Source organism: Pseudomonas sp. m6p (genome assembly GCF_055760375.1).
Window position 1 is genome coordinate 2177311 of sequence record NZ_CM147084.1, and the last position, 19052, is coordinate 2196362.

At 61.3% G+C, this 19052-nt stretch carries 14 protein-coding genes and 1 pseudogene; 1 reads left to right on the forward strand and 14 read right to left on the reverse strand.

Annotation, left to right across the window (positions count from 1 at the left end; genetic code table 11):
• Positions 1-51 precede the first annotated feature (51 nt).
• The 9 genes and pseudogenes from ACYZUM_RS09825 to arnB all read right to left on the reverse strand — a co-directional run bounded on the left by ACYZUM_RS09825 (position 52) and on the right by arnB (position 10468).
• The gene (locus ACYZUM_RS09825) at positions 52-1650 is read right to left on the reverse strand and encodes an ArnT family glycosyltransferase (protein WP_108182679.1); all 1599 of its coding nucleotides are present in this window, start codon (positions 1648-1650) and stop codon (positions 52-54) included.
• A pseudogene (locus tag ACYZUM_RS09830) lies at positions 1648-3026 on the reverse strand (UDP-glucose dehydrogenase family protein); the annotation flags it as partial. The gene ACYZUM_RS09825 and the pseudogene ACYZUM_RS09830, both read right to left, overlap by 3 nt.
• Complete coding sequence (gene arnF / locus ACYZUM_RS09835) at positions 3023-3436, reverse strand: 4-amino-4-deoxy-L-arabinose-phosphoundecaprenol flippase subunit ArnF (RefSeq protein ID WP_086791179.1); 414 nt, start codon at positions 3434-3436, stop codon at positions 3023-3025. The pseudogene ACYZUM_RS09830 and the gene arnF, both read right to left, overlap by 4 nt.
• Positions 3433-3777, reverse strand: coding sequence for a 4-amino-4-deoxy-L-arabinose-phosphoundecaprenol flippase subunit ArnE (gene arnE, locus ACYZUM_RS09840; RefSeq protein WP_041063803.1), 345 nt, complete (start codon positions 3775-3777; stop codon positions 3433-3435). Before arnE ends, arnF begins: the two co-directional genes overlap by 4 nt.
• On the reverse strand, positions 3774-5423 hold the full coding sequence (arnT, locus tag ACYZUM_RS09845) for a lipid IV(A) 4-amino-4-deoxy-L-arabinosyltransferase (RefSeq protein WP_108182681.1): 1650 nt from the start codon (positions 5421-5423) through the stop codon (positions 3774-3776). The genes arnE and arnT (ACYZUM_RS09845) overlap by 4 nt, the downstream gene beginning before the upstream one ends.
• Complete coding sequence (gene arnD / locus ACYZUM_RS09850; protein WP_041063807.1) at positions 5420-6304, reverse strand: 4-deoxy-4-formamido-L-arabinose-phosphoundecaprenol deformylase; 885 nt, start codon at positions 6302-6304, stop codon at positions 5420-5422. Before arnD ends, arnT (ACYZUM_RS09845) begins: the two co-directional genes overlap by 4 nt.
• Entirely contained in the window at positions 6304-8295 is a 1992-nt protein-coding gene (arnA, locus tag ACYZUM_RS09855; protein WP_041063809.1) for a bifunctional UDP-4-amino-4-deoxy-L-arabinose formyltransferase/UDP-glucuronic acid oxidase ArnA, read from the reverse strand. The genes arnD and arnA overlap by 1 nt, the downstream gene beginning before the upstream one ends.
• A complete protein-coding gene (gene arnC / locus ACYZUM_RS09860; RefSeq protein ID WP_041063810.1) occupies positions 8292-9323 on the reverse strand; it encodes an undecaprenyl-phosphate 4-deoxy-4-formamido-L-arabinose transferase in 1032 nt (343 codons plus the stop codon). Before arnC ends, arnA begins: the two co-directional genes overlap by 4 nt.
• A complete protein-coding gene (arnB, locus tag ACYZUM_RS09865; RefSeq protein WP_086791189.1) occupies positions 9320-10468 on the reverse strand; it encodes a UDP-4-amino-4-deoxy-L-arabinose aminotransferase in 1149 nt (382 codons plus the stop codon). Before arnB ends, arnC begins: the two co-directional genes overlap by 4 nt.
• Before the next feature lie 438 nt (positions 10469-10906).
• Between arnB and ACYZUM_RS09870 the strand changes: the two genes are divergently transcribed.
• The gene (locus ACYZUM_RS09870; RefSeq protein ID WP_108182683.1) at positions 10907-11797 is read left to right on the forward strand and encodes a site-specific integrase; all 891 of its coding nucleotides are present in this window, start codon (positions 10907-10909) and stop codon (positions 11795-11797) included.
• Here the strand turns inward: ACYZUM_RS09870 and ACYZUM_RS09875 are convergent, their stop codons facing one another.
• The 5 genes from ACYZUM_RS09875 to arnT (ACYZUM_RS09895) form a co-directional block, all read right to left on the reverse strand.
• Complete coding sequence (locus ACYZUM_RS09875) at positions 11798-12856, reverse strand: ABC transporter ATP-binding protein (protein ID WP_108182684.1); 1059 nt, start codon at positions 12854-12856, stop codon at positions 11798-11800.
• Positions 12853-14448, reverse strand: coding sequence for an ABC transporter permease (locus tag ACYZUM_RS09880; protein ID WP_108182685.1), 1596 nt, complete (start codon positions 14446-14448; stop codon positions 12853-12855). Before ACYZUM_RS09880 ends, ACYZUM_RS09875 begins: the two co-directional genes overlap by 4 nt.
• Before the next feature lie 3 nt (positions 14449-14451).
• Positions 14452-15465 (reverse strand): iron ABC transporter substrate-binding protein, encoded by a 1014-nt coding sequence (locus ACYZUM_RS09885; protein ID WP_108182686.1) that lies wholly within the window; start codon positions 15463-15465, stop codon positions 14452-14454.
• A gap of 186 nt (positions 15466-15651) precedes the next feature.
• Positions 15652-17169: an ArnT family glycosyltransferase gene (locus tag ACYZUM_RS09890; RefSeq protein ID WP_108182687.1), complete on the reverse strand. Its 1518-nt coding sequence runs from the start codon at positions 17167-17169 to the stop codon at positions 15652-15654.
• Positions 17166-18887, reverse strand: coding sequence for a lipid IV(A) 4-amino-4-deoxy-L-arabinosyltransferase (arnT, locus tag ACYZUM_RS09895; protein ID WP_108182688.1), 1722 nt, complete (start codon positions 18885-18887; stop codon positions 17166-17168). The genes ACYZUM_RS09890 and arnT (ACYZUM_RS09895) overlap by 4 nt, the downstream gene beginning before the upstream one ends.
• Positions 18888-19052: the final 165 nt, after the last annotated feature.

Genomic DNA, 19052 nt, shown 5'->3' on the forward strand with positions numbered 1-19052 from the left:
GGCTGCGATCTTTTTCCCGAAAGCGCAAAAGATCGCAGCCTCAATCAGTTCCTACAAGGGTTTCAGGTACAGCAGCACGTAATCGTTCTTGTCGAAACGGCCGGTCAGTACCGGTTGCAGACCCGCCAGCGAGGTGCCCTGCAGCGATTGCAGGTCCTTGCTGTCCATCATCAGCCAGGCCGGGCCTTTGAGGGCTTCGAGTTGCTGCACCGTTTCGGTGAACTGCGGTTGCAGGTCCTGCTCGACGTTGACCATGAACTTGATCGCCTTGGCGTCTTTGCCCATGCCGTGCAGCACCAGCAGTGCCGGGTTCTGCTGCACCTGCGCGAACGCGGCGCGACTGAACGCCTGCGTGTCGTACAAGCGTCGCTCCACCGGTTCGAACACCGCGGCATACACCATCCACAACGCGAGTACCGAGCACAGCGCCAGCACTTCGGCACGCCAACGCGGCATCAACAGGCGCGACAACGCGAGCAATTGCAGAGCACCAAGCACGATCAGCACCAGGGTCAGACCGTCGAGCTGCTCGGGGAAGCGGCGTTTGGCAACCAGCAGGGCCACCATCAACAGTCCCGGCGTCACCAGCCAAATGCCTTGGATCACCCCACGCAATACGCGGAACACCCGACCGTGCAGCACCTGAAACGGGTACGCCGCGATGATCGCCGCCATCGGCAACATCGGCAGCAGGTAACGCGCCTTCTTCGCTTGCGGAATCGACAGGCCAACCATGACGATCAGCCCGGCAGCCGCGCAGTATTGCACCAGACGCAAGGCCGGCCCGCGCTGATGCGGTTTGCTCAGCCAGGTCGCCGCCAACGCCAGGATCGCCAGCGGATACGCCAGTGCGTAGTTGCCCATGGAACTGGTGAAGTAATACAGCGAACCGCTGACGCCTTCACTGCCGTCCATGCGCCCCATGAACTGCATGCGGATCACGTCTTGCAGGAACGCTTCGCCGCCACTGAGTCTGGCCAGCCACAACAGCAGCCCCACGCACGCGGCGAGCAGGATCGACGCCAGCACACCGAACACCAACAGGCGTTTCCACTCACGATTGAGCAGGTAGTAACTGCAGAGCATGCCGGTCGGCACCACCAGGCCGATCGGCCCACGGATACCAAAACCCAGCAGCAACAGGACAAAGATCAGCGGCCAGCGTCGGCGCGAGCCGAAGTGGTCGTGCGCGTAACCCAGATAAAACACCGACAGCGCCACGGCTGCCAGCATCAGGTCTTGCGACACCGCGCGCACTTCGGTGACGAAGGTGCTGGTGAGCATCAGCAGCGCAATGCTGATCAACGCCCAGCGTTGCGAATGCACCGCCAGCAAGCGGTACATCAACGTCACGATCACGCCGCCGGCAATGGCGCTGGGCAGCCACGCCGTCAGGGTATTGATCGCGCCGAAGGGCAGCGACAACAGCCAGATGAACAGCGTCGAAAGCGCCGAATAATCGGCGTACGGCTGCCCGTAGGTCGTCGGGAATACCGTTGGCCCGTGCCTGAGCATCTCTTGGGCAAACAGCACAAAACGTGAATCGAAGCCAATGGGAGCCTGTCCGTAAACCCCGGCGATAAACAACAGCAGTGCCAGCAGCCCTGCGATCAGGGACTGCCGGCGGATGACAGGCGACAACGTGGTCAAGCGACGTCCGCTTTGTGAGGCCACTGCTGCAGTGGCATCGGCAGTTTGCGCGAATCGCCTCGGCCGATCGGGAAGTACTTGAAGCCATTGCGCGCCAGACGCTCGGCGTCGTACAGGTTGCGGCCGTCGAAGATCACCGGGGCTTTCAGGCGTTGCTCGATCAGGTCGAAATCCGGCGCCTTGAATTGCTGCCATTCGGTGCAGATGATCAGCGCGTCGGAACCCGCCAGCACCGATTCCGGGGTGCCCATCAGCATCAGTTTTTCTTCGTTCGGGTACAGGTGCTGGGTTTCCTGCATCGCTTCCGGGTCGAACGCGCGCACACTGGCGCCGGCGGCGAACAGCGAATCGAGCAGCACGCGGCTGGGCGCGTCACGCATGTCGTCGGTGTTCGGCTTGAACGCCAGGCCCCACAGGGCGAAGGTCTTGCCGCGCAGGTCACCTTTATAGAACGCGTTGATGCGGTCGAACAGCTTGTGCTTCTGCCGCTCGTTGATCGCTTCGACCGCTTGCAGCAGGTCGCTGGAGCAATGCGCCTGCTCGGCGCTGTGAATCAGCGCGCGCATGTCTTTGGGGAAGCACGAGCCGCCATAACCACAGCCCGGGTAGATGAAGTGGTAACCGATGCGCGTGTCGGCACCGATGCCCTGACGGACCGATTCGATGTCGGCGCCCAGGTGTTCGGCCAGTTCGGCGATCTGGTTGATGAAACTGATCTTGGTCGCCAGCATGCAGTTGGCGGCGTATTTGGTCAGCTCGGCGCTGCGCAGGTCCATGAACATGATGCGGTCGTGGTTGCGGTTGAATGGCGAGTACAGATCGCGCATCACATCGCGCACGTCGTCACCTTCGCAGCCAATGACGATGCGGTCCGGACGACGGCAGTCGGACACCGCCGAACCTTCCTTGAGGAATTCCGGGTTGGAGACGATATCGAACTGCAGCTCACGACCTGCCTTGTCCAGCGCGGCTTGAATGTGCGCACGCAGGGTGTCGCCGGTGCCAACCGGTACGGTGGATTTCTCCACCAGAATCAGCGGCTGCTCACGGTGGCGCGCCACCGCGTCACCCACCGACAGCACGTATTTCAAGTCAGCCGAGCCGTCGTCGCTGGACGGTGTACCCACGGCGATGAATGCGACACGACCGTGCTGCACGGCGAGTTTTTCATCCGAGGTGAAATGCAGGCGGCTGGAGTCCAGACCTTCGCGCACCAGGCTCGACAGGCCCGGTTCGAAGATGCTGACGTGACCCTGGCGCAGCAGTTCGACTTTCTTCTGATCGATGTCCATGCACACGACGTCGTGACCGACTTCGGCCAACACGGCGGCCTGCACCAGACCGACATAACCGCTACCAAATACTGTGATTTTCATGGAGCACTCCTGAATTCGGGCGCACGAGACGGACGAGTGTTAATAGTGATGACCCCGAGCATGACCAGTGCCACGCCCAGCGATTTAGTGAAACTGAACGATTCGTTGAACAGCGGCAGACTGGCCGCCAGCAGGTACACCAGCGCATAGCTGATGCTCAACAGTGAATAGGCCCGCCCCAGCGGCAGATCGCGCAAGGCCGCGAGCCAGCAGAGCATCGACAGGGCGTAGGCGAAAATTGCCGCCACCACCACGGCCAGTGCCGACAGATCGACACTGCCAGTGCTCAACGCCGCCAGCCATTGTTCCGGTTGTGGCAGGCGCGTCATGCTCCAGCGCATCCCCAACTGGGCAGCACTGACCAGACCCACGCTGGCCAGCGCAAAACCGATACCTCGTGCCTGGTTCATGACTGTTGCCCCAGCAAAACCACGCCACCGATCACCAGCGCCACGCCCAGCCAATGCTGGCGGTCGATGGGCTCGCGAAAGACGAAGCGGGCGATCAGGGTGATCAGCACGAAGTTGAGGCTGAGCATCGGGTAAGCGATGCCTACTTCAAGACGTTGCAGCACCAGCAGCCAGACCAGCAGCCCGCTGCCGAGTGAAAACAGCGCCAGCCACAACCACGGCGAACGCAGTTTGTCAGCCCACGACGACTCAACGCCGCGCCAGCTCTCCACGGCGAATTTCTGTGCGACTTGCCCCAGACACGTCAGCAGACACGCCGTCAGTAACAGCAACCAACTCATGACGGATCCTTGGGCAGCACCATGATCACCAGATTGCCCGATTCGTAACGGGTACCGTCTTTAGGCAGCAGATCGAGTTCTTCAAGTTCGTCCTGACCCTTGACGCGCATCAGCACGCCGACCGAGCCGCTGCGGCGCGCTTCACGGACCCATTGCTGAACGTTGTCTTTGGTGAGTCGGCGTTCAGCACCTTCCGGGTAGGACAGACCGTATTTGAGTTCGCCGACCGTGTTGTACAGCGCGACCTGCGGTTGTTTCATGCGCCAGGCCAGTGCCGCTGCGGCGCCCAGATCGTTGCTCAGCAAGTGCGTGGCACCGGACAGTTCAGTGACGTGATGGCGGATGAACTGATCCGGGGTTTTGTTGGCCACCACCGATTTGGGCAACGCCGCCGGCAGGATCCCGGCCAGCAACAGGCTGCCCAGCGCCGGTGCCGCCCAGCATTGCAGCGGCAGGAACGCTTGCGCCAGGTTGGCGATGATCCAGCCGATCAAGGCAATGAACACCAGCACCATACTGTGCAGTTCGTGGTCGTACACCGGTTTGTTCAGTTGCAGGTAAACCAGTGCGATCAGGGTGACCACACCCAGCAGCAGGTTCAGCAGACCGTTGATCCCCAGCGCCTGACCTTGTTCCAGACGCAGACGATCAGCCAGCGCATTGCCCAGCAGCAGTGCCAATGGCAGCAGACATGGCAGGATGTAGGTCGGCAGCTTGCCGTTGCTCAGGCTGAAAAAGCCCAGCGGCAACCACAGCCACAGCAACAGAAAGACCATGTTCGGCTGGGCCCGGGTTTGCCAGGCTTGCTTGAACGCGGTCGGCAACAGGCCAACCCACGGCAGACTGAACGCCACCAGCAGCGGCAGGTAAAACCACCATGGCGCATCGTGCTGCGCATCGTCACCGGCGAAGCGGCGGATGTGTTCGTGCCAGAAGAAAAACCGCCAGTAATCCGGTTCCTGTGCGTGCACCGCCAGTGCCCACGGCAAGCTGACGACGATCGCGATGGCGATGGCCACCGGACCGAACACCAGCAGTTCACGCCAGCGTTTTTGCCAAAGCATCCACGGCAACGCGATCAGTACCGGCAGCAACCAGGCAAGAAAGCCCTTGGTCATGAAACCCATGCCGCAGGCAAGCCCCAGCACCGCCCAGGCACCCAGACGGTGCCCGGTGCTTTTGCTGTCGAGCGCAAACCACAGCGCCACCAGACTCAGGTTGACCCAGAAGGTGAATTGCGGATCGAGGTTGGCGTACCCTGCCTGACCGGCGACGACTGTGAAACTCATGTAGAGCAGGGCGCAGACGAAGCTCTTGCGCGGATCGTTCCATAGCCTGCGCGCGACCAGGTAGGCCAGCAACACACTCAAAGCCGTGCTGAGGGCCGACGCGAAGCGCACGCCGAACAGGTTCTGCCCGAACAGTTCCTGGCCGATGGCGATCATCCAGTAGCCGGCAATCGGCTTCTCGAAATAACGCAGGCCCATGAAATGCGGCGACACCCAGTTGCCACTGAGTAGCATGTCCTGGCTGATCTGTGCGTAACGGGTTTCGTCGGGGATCCACAGGCCATGGGTGCTCAACGGCAACAGATAGGCCAGCAGACAAAGGCCGACCAACAGCGGCAGTGCCCAGCGTCTGGTCATGCGCCTTGCACTCCCAGCCAGCCTTCGCGGCCTTCGAGCGCACCGCGTTGCACGCGGCCCACGGGCAAGGTGTTGAAATACTCGGGCAGCAAGTTGCCCAAGGGTTGGAAGTCAATGTGGCGCTGGCGTGCATCGGCCAGCAATTGACGAAAGTCCTGAGCCATCAGAATCCCTTCTACTTCGGCATGAATGGTGTAGACGTTGAGTGCTTGCGACTGGAACCGGTCGAGGATGAAGGCGTTGAAGTCCTTCGCCGCCACGTGCGGGCCGACGACTTCGTCGAAGGTCGGCAGGTCCACTGGAATCTGCGGCGTGCCCGGTGTGCCGTCCGCCAGCAGCGGACGGAACAGGCTCTGCCCACGGCAATCGCTGTTGTAGCGAAAGCCGAAAGTCTGCTTGGCCTCGATCACGCGCTCGTCCGCACGCCAACCGGCGGCGGCCGAACACTGGATCTTTTCGCCGAGGATGTCGCTCAAGGTGTCGACGCCGCGACGGATCTGTTCGATCAGTTGCGCGTCACTCCAGCGACCGGCATTGGCCTGCCAGCCATGGTGATCCCAGGCGTGCAGGCCAACCTCGTGACCGGCGTCCCGGGCCTGACGCATCAGGTGCCCGAGATCACGGCCAATCGGTTTGCCGGGCCAGGCGGTGCCGGCCAGCAGAATGTCCCAGCCGTACAGGCCGGCAGCGTTGGAACGCAGCATTTTCCAGAGGAACTGCGGGCGAATCAGGCGCCACAGATGCCGGCCCATGTTGTCCGGGCCGACACTGAAGAAAAACGTTGCCTTGACCTGTGCCTCGTCGAGCATCTCCAACAGACGCGGCACACCTTCTCGGGTGCCGCGGTAGGTGTCGACATCGATACGAAGACCTGCCTGCATTACTTCTTGTCCGCGATTTCGAGCATGGCTTCACGCAGGAAGAAGTCCAGGGTGTTGCCGATGGTCTCGCGCATTTCCACGGTCGGCTCCCAGTTCAGCAGGCGCTTGGCGTTGGCAATGCTTGGTTTGCGGTGTTCCACGTCCTGGTAACCGGCACCGTAGAACGCCTTGCTTTCCACGTCGCGGAAACCGGCGAACGGCGGGAAGTTGTGACGCAGCGGGTGTGCTTCGAACTGACGCAGCAGCTCCTCGCCCAGTTGACGGATGCTGGCTTCGTTGTCCGGGTTGCCGATGTTGATGATCTGACCGTTGCAGACATCGTTGTCGTTGTCGATGATGCGCGCCAGTGCTTCAACGCCGTCAGCGATGTCGGTGAAGCAACGCTTCTGCTCGCCACCGTCGAACAGGCGGATTGGCGTGCCTTCCACCAGGTTGAGGATCAACTGGGTGATGGCGCGGGAGCTGCCGATACGCGCCGAATCCAGTCGGTCCAGACGCGGACCCATCCAGTTGAACGGACGGAACAGGGTGAAGTTCAGGCCCTTGGCGCCGTAAGCCCAGATCACGCGGTCCAGCAGTTGCTTGGAGACCGAGTAGATCCAGCGCTGCTTGTTGATCGGGCCGACGATCAGGTTCGAGCTGTCTTCGTCGAAGTTCTTGTCCTGGCACATGCCATAGACTTCCGAAGTCGACGGGAAGATCACGCGCTTGTTGTACTTGACGCAGTAGCGAACCAGTTTCAGGTTTTCTTCGAAGTCCAGCTCGAATACGCGCAGTGGGTTGCGGGTGTATTCGATCGGGGTGGCGATGGCCACCAGCGGCAGGACCACGTCGCACTTCTTGATGTGGTACTCGATCCACTCGGAGTGAATGCTGATGTCGCCTTCGACGAAGTGGAAGTTCGGGTGGCTGCGCAGACGGTCGATGGCGTCGGAGCCGATGTCCAGACCGTAGACTTCGTAGCGGTCGTCACGCAGCAGGCGCTCGGACAGGTGGTTACCGATGAAGCCGTTGACGCCCAGAATCAGTACGCGGGTACGACGTGGCGCACGCCCGGATTCGGCGCCGCGCAGCAGCGAGCCATCCACCAGACCCAGTTCGTTGGCCAGTTGCGGGCCGCTGAGGTACAGACCGTTGTCGTTGCGCTGACCGGCGTTGATCACCAGCGAGTCCTGACCGCAGGCAATGCGCAGCGGATCGACGCTGATCACGCGGCCTGGCGCCTGGCCTTCGTTGCCTTTGACGACTTCGGCGCTCCAGACGATCAGTTTGTGCTCGCCCACGGCGCAGAACGCACCTGGGTAAGGACGGGTCACGGCGCGCACCAGGTTGAACAGTTCTTCGGCCGGTTTGGCCCAGACCAGTTTGCCGTCCGCCGGGGTACGACGACCGAACACGGTGGCTTTCGATTCGTCCTGTGGGGTTTCAGTGATCTTGCCTTGCAGCATGTTCGGCAGGGTGTCGCGCAGCAGGTCGCTGGCGGCGGTGCGCAGTTTGGCGTGCAGGGTCAGGCCGGTGTCGCTGCGTTCGATGGCAACACGCTGTTGAGCAACGATGGCGCCGGCATCGGCGCGCTTGACCATGCGGTGCAGGGTCACGCCGGTTTCGGTTTCGCCGTTGACCAGCACCCAGTTCGCCGGAGCGCGACCGCGGTAGCGCGGCAACAGCGAACCGTGCAGGTTGAATGCACCTTTTTTGGCCAGGGCCAGCAGTGGCTCGCTCAGCAGGTTGCGGTAGTAGAAGGAGAAGATGTATTCCGGGTCCAGCTTGGCGATGCGCTCGATCCACAGTGGGTGGTTGGCGTCTTCCGGCGCGTGCACCGGGATGCCTTTGTTGGCGCACAGCTGGGCCACCGACGCATAGAACGCGTTTTCTTTCGGATCATCGGCGTGAGTGAACACTGCTGCAATGTCAAAGCCGCTGTTGAGCAGGGCTTCAATGCCGGCGCAGCCAATATCGTGGTAGGCGAAGACAACAGTTTTTGCACTCATGAGAGAACCTGATCGGAAGTGGAAGAAGTAGCGGTAGAAGAAAGACCATCAACGGTGACGGCAGGGGCCGGATCGGCCGGCTGGCTGCGCAACACCTTTTCGATGAAGAAACGCGGACGGGCGCGGACATCGCTGTACATGCGGCCCAGGTATTCACCCAGCAGGCCCATGCCGATGAACTGGCCACCGGTGAACACGAACAGCACGGCGAACAGCACGAACGTACCGTCACCGGCCCAGCCGGCACCGAAGGCCAGACGCAGAACGATCAGCGCGACGGCGAACAGCACACCCAGACCGGCCATGGCGAAGCCGACGATGCTGAGCAGGCGCAGCGGCGTGGTGGTCATGCAGGTCACCAGATCGAACATCAGGTTGATCAGGCGCATCGGGCTGTATTTCGAGTCGCCGTGTTCACGCTCGGCGTGGGCCACGACGATTTCGGTGGTGTGACGGGCGAAGCTGTTGGCCAGGATCGGGATGAACGTGCTGCGTTCGCGGCAGGCGAGCATCGCGTCGATGATGGTGCGGCGGTAGGCGCGCAGCATGCAGCCGTAGTCGCTCATGGCAACGCCAGTGGAGCGCTGCACGGCAAGGTTGATCAGCTTCGACGGATAACGGCGCAGCGCCGAGTCCTGACGATTGCCGCGCACGGTGCCGACCACGTCGTAACCTTTTTCGGCCTCGGCCACTAGCCGCGGGATTTCTTCCGGCGGGTTCTGCAGGTCGGCGTCGAGGGTGATCACCACGTCGCCCTTGCACTGTTCAAAACCGGCCATGATCGCGGCGTGCTGACCATAGTTGCGGTTGAGAATGACCGCCACGAACGGGCTGTTTTCACGCCCGGCGGCTTCTTCAAGCATGTTTGCCGATTCGTCGCGGCTGCCGTCGTCGACCAGCACGATTTCGAAATCGTGATGCAACTGGCGGCAGGCCGCCTCGGTACGACGCAGCAGCTCGGGCAGGCTTTCCTGTTCGTTGTAGACCGGGATGACGATCGACACGCTACGGATTGGATAAGGTTTCACAGGCGTTTTTCCATGATGTGTGCGATGGCACCGACCACACGGTCAAGGTCTTGACCGGTCATGTCGGGGAACAGCGGAATCGAGCACAGCCGCGCCGAGTTCCATTCGGTGTTGGGCAGGTAGAGGTCGGGGTCACGCTGGCGATACCAGGTGTGCAAGTGGGTGGCGATGAAATGGATACCGGTGCCGATGCCCTGATCCTGCAACGCCTTCATGAAGGCTTCGCGGTCCATGCCGCAACGCTCGCTGTCGATGCGCAGGATGAACAGGTGCCAGGCGTGTTGCTGGGCATAGTCGGGCAGGGCCAGCGGTTGCACTGGCAGGCCTTCGAACTTTTGCAAATAGGTCGTGGCCAGTTCGGTGCGGCGGGCGTTGATTTCGTCCAGGCGCTGCAACTGCACCAGGGCAATCGCGGCGTTGATGTCGGCCAGGTTGTACTTGAAGCCCGGCTCCATCACTTGTGCCTGCGGCTTGCGGCCACCGGTCAGACGGTCATAGGCGTCGACGCCCAGGCCGTGGAATTTGAGCATGCGCACGCGGCTGGCGAGGGCTTCGTCGTCGGTGACGAACATTGCGCCTTCGGCACAGGTCATGTTCTTGATCGCGTGGAACGAGAAGATCGCCGTGCCTTGCGAACCGACGTGCCGGCCCTTGTAACGCGTGCCGGCAGCGTGGGCGGCGTCTTCGATGACCGGGATGCCGTGTTTGTCGGCCAGGGCATACAGCGGATCGAGATCGAATGCCGCGCCGGCATAGTGCACCGGGATGATCGCTTTGGTTCGCGGAGTGATGGCCGCTTCGATGCGCGCAGCGTCGGTCATCAGCGTGTCGCGGTCGACATCGACGAACACCGGTTTGGCGCCCAGCAGGGAGATCATGTTGGCGGTCGAGACCCAGGTCTGCGACGGGGTGATGACTTCGTCGCCCGGGCCGATGCCCAGGGCCAGCAGCGTGATGTGCATCCCGCCGGTGGCCGAAGACAAGGCCACCGCGTGCTTGCAACCCACGTACTGCGCAAATTGCTCTTCGAGTGCCTGGTTTTTCGGCCCCGTGGTGATCCAGCCCGAGCGCAACACCTGCTCGACAGCGGCAATTTCCTCATCGCCGATACTGGGGCGAGAGAAGGGGAGAAACGCCTGACTCATGGGCACCTCATTGCAAAAAATAAAAGGATGGACTCACGCAACTGTTGGATCCAACCACAGCGTAGACGCAGAAAAGCGCTCCTGCATCAATAACTTGGCAAAAAAAGCATGACGTCGGGGATAGATTGACTTTTCACGATTTGCCCGGCAGGTTGGGGCATAGCCACTACCGAACCTATGGGAATTAAGGTTATGCCGGTTTTTGTGAAAGGAACATGAAAAACCGGTTGGCGAATCGTTTATCTGTCACTTATACAGCCGCTGTTCAGGCTTCTGCCGTCCATCGCGGTTTTTTGTCCGACAGTGCAGCTCAAGTACCTTCTTTACTTCAAGTACATTGCATTTGTTAGTTGTTGTAGTGCTGTACGTTTTTTACTCAAGGTTTAACGTTTGATTGATTTAGTTGCTGCAACCCCCGACGCTCCAAAAACCAACCCGATGAGCCTGTACCTCGCGCGTTTGGCGCCCTCCAGCCAATTGACCATGCGTTACGTGCTGCAAGATGCGGCCGATCGCCTGGGCTTTGAAGACATGAATGTCGAAGAGATTCCCTGGCATGCCTTGCAACCAGAAGATGTTGTTGCACTGGTTGCTGCATTACGCGCAGACAACTACGCACCGAACACTTCTTCGTTGTATGTGAATGCGGTGCGCGGCGTCATGAACGAGGCCTGGCGCATGAGCCTGATCAGCCAGGAACATCTTTTGAAGATGCGCTCGGTCAAGGGCATTGCCGGCACACGGTTGTCCCAGGGACGCAATCTCAAGCGCACGTTGATTCACGAATTGATGGAAGTCTGCGCCGCCGACCCGCGTCCGCAGGGCCTGCGCGATGCGGCGATCATCGCGTTGCTGTACGGCACGGGTATGCGCAAGTCGGAATCGGTGGACCTGGACCTGAATCAGGTCGACTTCACAGAGCGCAGCCTGTGCGTCACCGCCAAGGGCAACAAGCAGTTGATCAAGTACGCGCCGGCGTGGGCATTCAGCAAGCTCGATGCGTGGCTCGAACTGCGCCGTTCGCAGCTCAAGGAAGGTGAGAGCGATGATGCCTTTCTGTTCAACCGCATTCGCCGTGGCAGCCACATCACCCGCGAGCGCATTACCAAGCATGCGATCTACTACATTGCCCGTCAGCGGGGTACGCAGGTCGGGGTGAAGATCATGCCCCACGACTTCCGTCGCTCGTTCATCACTCGGGTGATCGAGGAGCACGACCTGTCGATTGCGCAGAAACTGGCGCATCACAGCAACATCCAGACCACCGCCAACTACGATGTGCGCGATGACAACGAGCGGCGGCGGGCGGTGGATCGCTTCGATCTCTGATCAGTTCAGGCCAAACACATGCGCCGCACCGAGCACCGACAGCTGCACCGCGCTGCCGGCGGGCGGTGCGTGCATACCGGTGCTGCGCACCAGAATCGAACGGGCCGGATCCTGAGTCGCGGATGAACTCAGTTCAACCGTCAAAGTGCAGGTGTTGCCGGCAAAATCACGGTCGGTGACCAGTGCGTGGCAGCCGTAACTGTCAGAGGCCACCTCGGCGATCTGCAGTTGTTCTGGGCGCAGCATGATTTGCGCGGCGCCACTGAAACCGTTGCTGTTCACCGCCACCTGACCCAGATCGCAATGCGCCCAACCCGCCTCGATCTGCGCGGGCAGGACCACCGCTTCGCCGAGAAAGTGCGCGGTCTGTTCATCCTCCGGATAGCGGTAGAGATCCATCGGATGCCCGGACTGCACCAGCCGGCCACTGCGCATCACGGCCAATTGATCGGCAAACGACAACGCCTCGCTCTGATCGTGAGTCACCAGAATGGTGGTGACGCCGGCGTCTTCGAGCAGGCGCGCGACCATTTTGCGCATGGCACTGCGCAAACCGGTGTCGAGGGCGGAGAACGGCTCATCCAGCAGCATCAGTCGTGGTTGTTGCGCCAGAGCGCGGGCCAGCGAGACCCGCTGTTGCTGGCCGCCCGACAGCTCATGCGGCCAACGGTGGGCCATGTTGGCGTCGAGGGCCACGCTGTCCATCAACTCAAGGATGCGCTGGGTGCGGGCCGCCCCGGTCAGGGCCAGACCGAAGCCGATGTTCGCCGCCACCGTCATGTGCGGGAACAACGCACCGTCCTGCGGCACGTAGCCGATCTGCCGCTGATAGGCCGGCACCGCGTGGCTGCGATCGACCAGCGTCTGGCCGTTGAGCGTAAGGCTGCCGCTGTCGGGGAATTCGAACCCGGCGATCATCCGCAACAGCGTGGTTTTGCCGGAACCGGAGGGGCCGACGATCACCGTGCGGCTGCCAGTCGGCACGTTGAGGCTGACGTCGTCGAGCGCCTTCTGCGCGCCGAAGGTTTTACTGAGGTTGTGCAGTTCGAGAGCGTTCATCGGCCAGCGGTACGCCTGGATTGGTGATAGAGAATGGCCGTCAGCGGCAGTGAAAGCAGGATCATCAAAAACGCGTGAGGCGCTGCGGCGGCGTAATCGATTTCGCTGGTCATCGCCCAGAAACCGGTAGCGAGGGTGCGCGTGCCGTTGGGCGCGAGCAGCAGGGTTGCGGTCAGCTCATTGGTGATTGCCAGGAACACCAGCGCCGCACCTGCCGCCGCGCCGGGAGCCGCCAGGCGCACAGTGATCAGCCACAATGCGCGCAACGGCGAGCGGCCAAGGCTTTGTGCGATGTTTTCCAGCTCGACCGGGGCTTGCGCGAAACCGGCGCGCAGACTGACCAGCGCCCGCGGCAGGAACATCAGCAGATAGGCCAAGAGCACCGTGATGGTGGTCTGGTAGATCGGCCGGGCGAAATGAATGGTCACGGTGACCAGCGCCAAAGCAACGACAATGCCGGGCAGTGAACTGGTGATGTAGTTGCAGCCTTCCAGCAAGCGCTGGAGCTTGCCCGGAGAGCGGATCGACAGCCACGCAATGGGAATCGCCGCGACACTGGTCAACAATGCGCCGGCCACGCCATACGACAGGGTTTGCAGCAAGGCTGGCAACAGCTCGTCGCCTTGCCAGACCTGCGCACCACCGGCCACCAGCCAGCGGCCCAGCGTGAGCAACGGCACACCGAGTGCCAGCAGGCAGGTTAAGGTTTGCAGCAATAAAGCCAAGGTTGTCGCGCCGCGCCCCAGTTGAACGCTGCGCTGATCCCGGGCGCTGCCGGAACCGACCCGCGCATAACGCGCCTGGCCACGAGCAGCGGATTCCGCCGTGAGCATCGCCAGACAGCACAGCGCCAGAACCCCGGCGAGCATGTTGGCGGCCGGGCCGTTGAAGGTCGATTTGAACTGATCGAAGATCGCCGTGGTGAAAGTGTCGAAACGGATCATCGCGTACAAGCCGTATTCGGCCAGCAAATGCAGGCCGACCAACAACGCGCCACCGCAGATTGCCAGGCGCAGTTGCGGCAACACCACCCGGAAAAACACCGCCCACGGCTTCAGCCCGAGGGACTGAGCGACATCTTCAATCGCCGGATCGAGACGGCGCAAGGTCGCGGCAATCGGCAAATACAGAAACGGGAAATAGGCGATCACCGACACCAGCACGCCGGCCGGCAGACCGTGGATCGACGGAATCAAACTGACCCACGCATAACTGTGGACGAACGCCGGCACGGCCAGTGGCGCTACCGCCAGCAGCGACCACAGACGCCGGCCGGGCAGATTGCTGCGTTCGGTCAGCCAGGCCAGGGTTGTCCCGAGCACAATGCACAGCGGCAAGGTGATCAGCACCAGCAGCACGGTGTTGATCAGCAACTCGCCGACCCGCGGGCGAAACACCAGGGCTTCGAGGGTCGCCCAACCGGTGTACCACGCCACGCCGATCACGAAGGCAATCGGCAGCAGTGACAGCAACGACACCAGCACCGCCGAGCTCACCACCCACGAACTGCCGCGCCCGGCCAGCGTGCGGGGCGGGTGGAGGAGGTTGGCGGGGGCCGTCACCACGGCCGGTGCAGGCAAGGTTTTGGGCATCACTTAGAGCAACCCGGCCTGGGTCATCAGCTCGACGGCTTTTTTGCTGTCGAGGGTCGACGCATCGACTTTCGGCGCATCGAGGGTTTTCAGCGGGGTCAGCTTCGGATTGGACGGCGCGTCTTTACCCACGGCGTATTCGAAGGAGGTGCCGGTTTCGAGTACTTCCTGACCTTCCTTGCTGGTGATGTATTTGACGAACTTCTGCGCTTCATCCTGATGCTTGCTCGATGCCAGCACACCGGCGCCGGAGGTGCTGACGAACGCGCCCGGATCCTGATGTTTGAAGTAGTACAACTGGGTGTTTTTGCTGTTCTCGCCGGTCTTGGATTGATCGACGAAGCTGTAATAGTGGTAGATCACGCCGCTGTCGATCTGTCCGGCGTTCACCGCTTTTAGCACCGCGCTGTTGCCGCGATAGATCGTGGCGTTGGTCTTCATGCCCTTGAGCCATTCCAGCGTGGCAGCTTCGCCTTTCTGTTGCAGCACAGCGGCGACGATCGCCTGGAAGTCCGCGCCAGCCGGGGAGGCGGCCCATCGGCCTTTCCAGGCCGGGATGGCGAGGTCGAGCAGGGATTTCGGCAGGTCTTTTTCAGTCAGCTTGTCCGGGTTGTAGACGAACACGGTGGAACGGGCAGCGATGCCGACCCAATTGCCGTGGGCCGGACGGTAGGCAGCGTCGACTTGCTCAAGGGTCGCGGGCGCCAGCGGGGTAAACAGTTTGGCGTTGTCCACCAGCACCATCGCCGGGGAGTTCTCGGTGAGGAATACGTCTGCCGGCGAGGCGGCGCCTTCCTGCACGAGCTGGTTGCCCATTTCGGTGTCATCGCCGTTGCGAATGGTCACCGGGATCCCGGTTTCCTCGGTGAAACCGGCCACCCAGGCCTTGGTCAGCGTTTCATGCTGCGCGTTGTAAACCACCAGACCCACCGAGTCGGCGGCAACAGCATGCCCGGTGCCGAGCAACGCGGTGGCCAGCAATGCGCGCTTGAAGAAGGATGGAAAGCGTGGATTCATTCGGGCAGCTCCTATTTTCAGACGTTATGAGCAAACCCTCGCAGGAAACAATGCGAACGATTTGCAAGTGTCGAGTCGCGGCAATGTAGGGTGGCAAATGAGAAAAAAACGTCAAAGAAGCCGTTAATAGTTGTCATTGCCATTCAAATTTACCGCGACTCTCTGCTTTTGTCTTAACGTCATCGCTCAGGAGTGGGGGATGTAAGCCACGCTCTGGTCTTCCCGCCCGTGAAAGACCTGCTCGCCACGGGTGGGCGTGGTGGTAATGACTTGATGGTCAGCCTTCAATGCATCGAGCGGCACGGCATCACCGGAACGGTATTGCGCCACGAAAATCGTGCGTTGCGGGTCCCACCGTTCCCCGCTGGTGCGTTCCAGCCAGGCGATCAGCGTTGCTGTGTCGCCATTGTGCGGAAAGTCCTGGATCGTTTCCGGCACGTAGTAGAACGGTGCACCACCGGTTTGCAGGTACATCGGCACTTTGTTGTCGACCTCGACCATGACCATGCGCCATTGATTCAACGGTGCCTGCTGACTGGCCTGCTCGCGAACCTGTTCGCCGAAGCGGATGACACCGCCGCCGCTGTTGGTCCACGGGTAAAGCACACCCAGGATCGCGGCAAGCAACACGGTGGTGACAGCGAAACCGATCTTCAGCCCGCGGCCTTCGCTGTGGCGAGCGGCCATGCGCCGGGTCACCCACCAGGCACCCAGCAGTTGCGCGAAGGGCACCAGCGGCAAGACGTAATAGCTGCGGCGACTGCCACTGGCGGTGAAGAACAGCATCAGCAGCGCGAGCCCTTGAATCAGCCAGCGGGTATCCGGTTCGATGTGCTTCCAGTTGCGCGCGGCAACCCACAAGGCGATCAACCAGCACGGCGCCCAGGGCAGGGTGTAGACCGGCAGGTAGATCAAGTAGGTGTAAATCGGCCCGAACTGATCGAACGGCTGGAAAAACCGCACAACGTTTTCACGCAGTACCAGCCCCAGGCCACTTTGTTCGTAGTTGGGCGCGCCGTAGAAGTGCGAGAGCACGAACGGCGTCATGTAAAACGCCCCGGCGATCAATATCGCCGCGAACAGTCGCAGGTTCAGGTGACGTTTCCAGCGGTGCTCACTGAGCAGGTGTGGCAGCAGCACCAGCCCCGGCAGGATGAAACCGATCAGGCCCTTGAACAGCGAGGTCAGCGACAGCAGGCCGAAGAACACTACGTAGCGCCAGAAGCGGGTGTCATCCGGGCCGCGCCAGTACCACCAGACGGCCGCCAGTACACCGCAAACGGTGAGGATGTCGGCAGTGGCGACTCGCGCCCAGAACACGAAGTAGAACGTGGTCGCCAGCATCCATCCGGCAATCAGCCCGGTGCCTTTGCGAAACAGTTGCTCGCCGATGAGGTACACCAGCCACACGCTGAACCACGCGGAAATCACCGATGACAGGCGCAACGACCAATGCCCCAGTCCACCCGTGAACCAGGCGGTGGCGGTGATCAGCCAGTACGACAGCAGCGGCTTGTCGTAATAGGGGCTGCCCTTGAGATAGGGGTCGAAATAGTCGCCGCTCTGCAACATCTGCAACGCGATGTTGGCCCAGCGGGTTTCCGCCCCCCACAGCTCACGACTGCCCAGACCGAGCAGTAACAGCAGGGCAGTCGCGGCCAGCAGAAGCAGCAACTGCCTGCGTTCAGTCCTGGTCTGGGTCATGGCTGGCTCTGGCTGAAAATGAGGATTTCGATTTGCCCACGGCGGTAGTGCTTGCCGTCTATTGGCAGCAGCTCGAGTTGTTGTTCGTCGGAGGTGCTGTTGACGCGCATCACCACACCCACCGAGCCTTTTTTGCGCGCTTCGGTCATCCATTCGCCTACACCGTCGAGGCTGACCTTGCGTGACGCCATGGCCGGGTCATCGAGGCCGTACTTTAGCTCGCCAACGGTGTTGAACAGGTCGACTTGCGGGCGGCGCAAACGCCATGACAATGCGGAAGCGGCTCCGAGGTCGTTACTCAGCAACGAGCTGGTTTCGCTCAGTTCCTGCTGATGTTCGGCAATGAACTGATCCGGCATCTTGCTGTTGACGATGGTCGCCGGCATCGCGGCCGGCAGCAATGCGACGAGGAGGCCGATGCCCAGCGCCGGCATCGCCCACAGCGTCAGTGGGCGCACGGTTTGCAGCGCGCCGGCAATGAGCCAGCCGAGCAACACGATATATCCCAGCGACAGGCTGAACATTTCGGTGTGTTCGTAAATTTCACGGGTCGCTTGCAGGTAGATCAGTGCAACCAGCGCAGCAATGGCCAGCACCACGTTGACCACACCGTTGATGCGCAAGACGCGCCCGTTCTGGTCAGCTATCCAGTTCATTACCGTGTAGCCCATCAACAGGGCCAACGGCAGCAGGCACGGCATGATGTAGGTCGGCAGTTTGCCGCTGCTCGCGCTGAAAAATGCCAGCGGCAGCAGGAACCACAAGGCGAGGAATGCGATTTTCGGATCGCGTTTTTCGCGCCAGGTGCGCAGCAGCGTCGAAGGCAACAGCAGGGCCCATGGCAAGGTAGAAGCAAACAGCAACGGCAGGTAGAACCACCATGGCCGTGCGTGCTGTGCATCTTCGCCGGCGGCAAAACGACGGATGTGTTCGTGCCAGAAGAAGAATCGCCAGAAATCCGGTTCACGGTAATGCACGGCCAGTGCCCATGGCACGCTGACCAGCGCGGCCACCGCAACGGCGACCAGGCCATAACGCACCAGCTCGCCAAAGCGTCGCTGCCAGATCATGTAGGGCAGGGCAATCAGCACCGGCAGCATCAGAGCGAGGAAACCTTTGGTCATCAGACCCATGCCACAAGCGAATCCCAACAATGCCCAGCCGCCCAGACGCGCGCGCGGGGTATTGCTGTCGATGGCAAACCAGATCGCCACCAGGCTGAGGTTGACCCACAAGGTGAATTGCGGATCGAGGTTGGCATAGCCAGCCTGCCCTGCGATCAGGCCGAAGCTCATATAAAGGAGGGCACAAGCGGCACTGATGCGCGGGTTGTTCCACAGGCGACGGGCCAGCAGATAGGCCAGCCAGACGCTCACGCCCGTGCTGAGCGCCGAGGCGATGCGTACGCCAAACAGGTTTTCACCGAAAATGGCTTGGCCGATGGCAATCATCCAGTAGCCGGCAATCGGTTTTTCGAAATAGCGAATGCCCATGAAGTGCGGCGCCACCCAGTTGCCGCTCTGCAGCATTTCCTGGCTGATCTGCCCATAGCGGGTTTCATCGGGAATCCACAGGCCGTGGGTCATCAGCGGCAGCAGATAAAACATCACGAATGCCAGCACCAGCCCGGGTATCGCAAAGCGTTCGATCAGAGTGCTCTGGTGGAGGCGCGGCAAATTCAACGCTGCATGGTGCAACGGTTTGTTCTCAGACGTCATGACTGGACCTTGGTGCAGTACAAAGTGTGCGTTTCAGTGTTGCGCCTGGCGATATCCGTTGCAGGCGCGGCACTGGGTTGAATGAATGCAGAGGCGAGCACGCCCGAAGGGCGTGTCCTGTATTCAGAGAACGGGTCTGCTTCCAGCGTTAAGTTCTCCTCGAAA

What these genes read in the sequence shown, in the direction of transcription:
- arnF (WP_086791179.1), bottom strand. Translation starts at nt 3,436, where the DNA reads ATGAACCAGGCACGAGGTATCGGTTTTGCGCTGGCCAGCGTGGGTCTG.
- arnE (WP_041063803.1), bottom strand. Translation starts at nt 3,777, where the DNA reads ATGAGTTGGTTGCTGTTACTGACGGCGTGTCTGCTGACGTGTCTGGGG.
- arnT (WP_108182681.1), bottom strand. Translation starts at nt 5,423, where the DNA reads ATGACCAGACGCTGGGCACTGCCGCTGTTGGTCGGCCTTTGTCTGCTG.
- arnD (WP_041063807.1), bottom strand. Translation starts at nt 6,304, where the DNA reads ATGCAGGCAGGTCTTCGTATCGATGTCGACACCTACCGCGGCACCCGA.
- arnA (WP_041063809.1), bottom strand. Translation starts at nt 8,295, where the DNA reads ATGAGTGCAAAAACTGTTGTCTTCGCCTACCACGATATTGGCTGCGCC.
- arnB (WP_086791189.1), bottom strand. Translation starts at nt 10,468, where the DNA reads ATGAGTCAGGCGTTTCTCCCCTTCTCTCGCCCCAGTATCGGCGATGAG.
- ACYZUM_RS09870 (WP_108182683.1), top strand. Translation starts at nt 10,907, where the DNA reads ATGAGCCTGTACCTCGCGCGTTTGGCGCCCTCCAGCCAATTGACCATG.
- ACYZUM_RS09875 (WP_108182684.1), bottom strand. Translation starts at nt 12,856, where the DNA reads ATGAACGCTCTCGAACTGCACAACCTCAGTAAAACCTTCGGCGCGCAG.
- ACYZUM_RS09880 (WP_108182685.1), bottom strand. Translation starts at nt 14,448, where the DNA reads ATGCCCAAAACCTTGCCTGCACCGGCCGTGGTGACGGCCCCCGCCAAC.
- ACYZUM_RS09885 (WP_108182686.1), bottom strand. Translation starts at nt 15,465, where the DNA reads ATGAATCCACGCTTTCCATCCTTCTTCAAGCGCGCATTGCTGGCCACC.
- ACYZUM_RS09890 (WP_108182687.1), bottom strand. Translation starts at nt 17,169, where the DNA reads ATGACCCAGACCAGGACTGAACGCAGGCAGTTGCTGCTTCTGCTGGCC.
- arnT (WP_108182688.1), bottom strand. Translation starts at nt 18,887, where the DNA reads ATGACGTCTGAGAACAAACCGTTGCACCATGCAGCGTTGAATTTGCCG.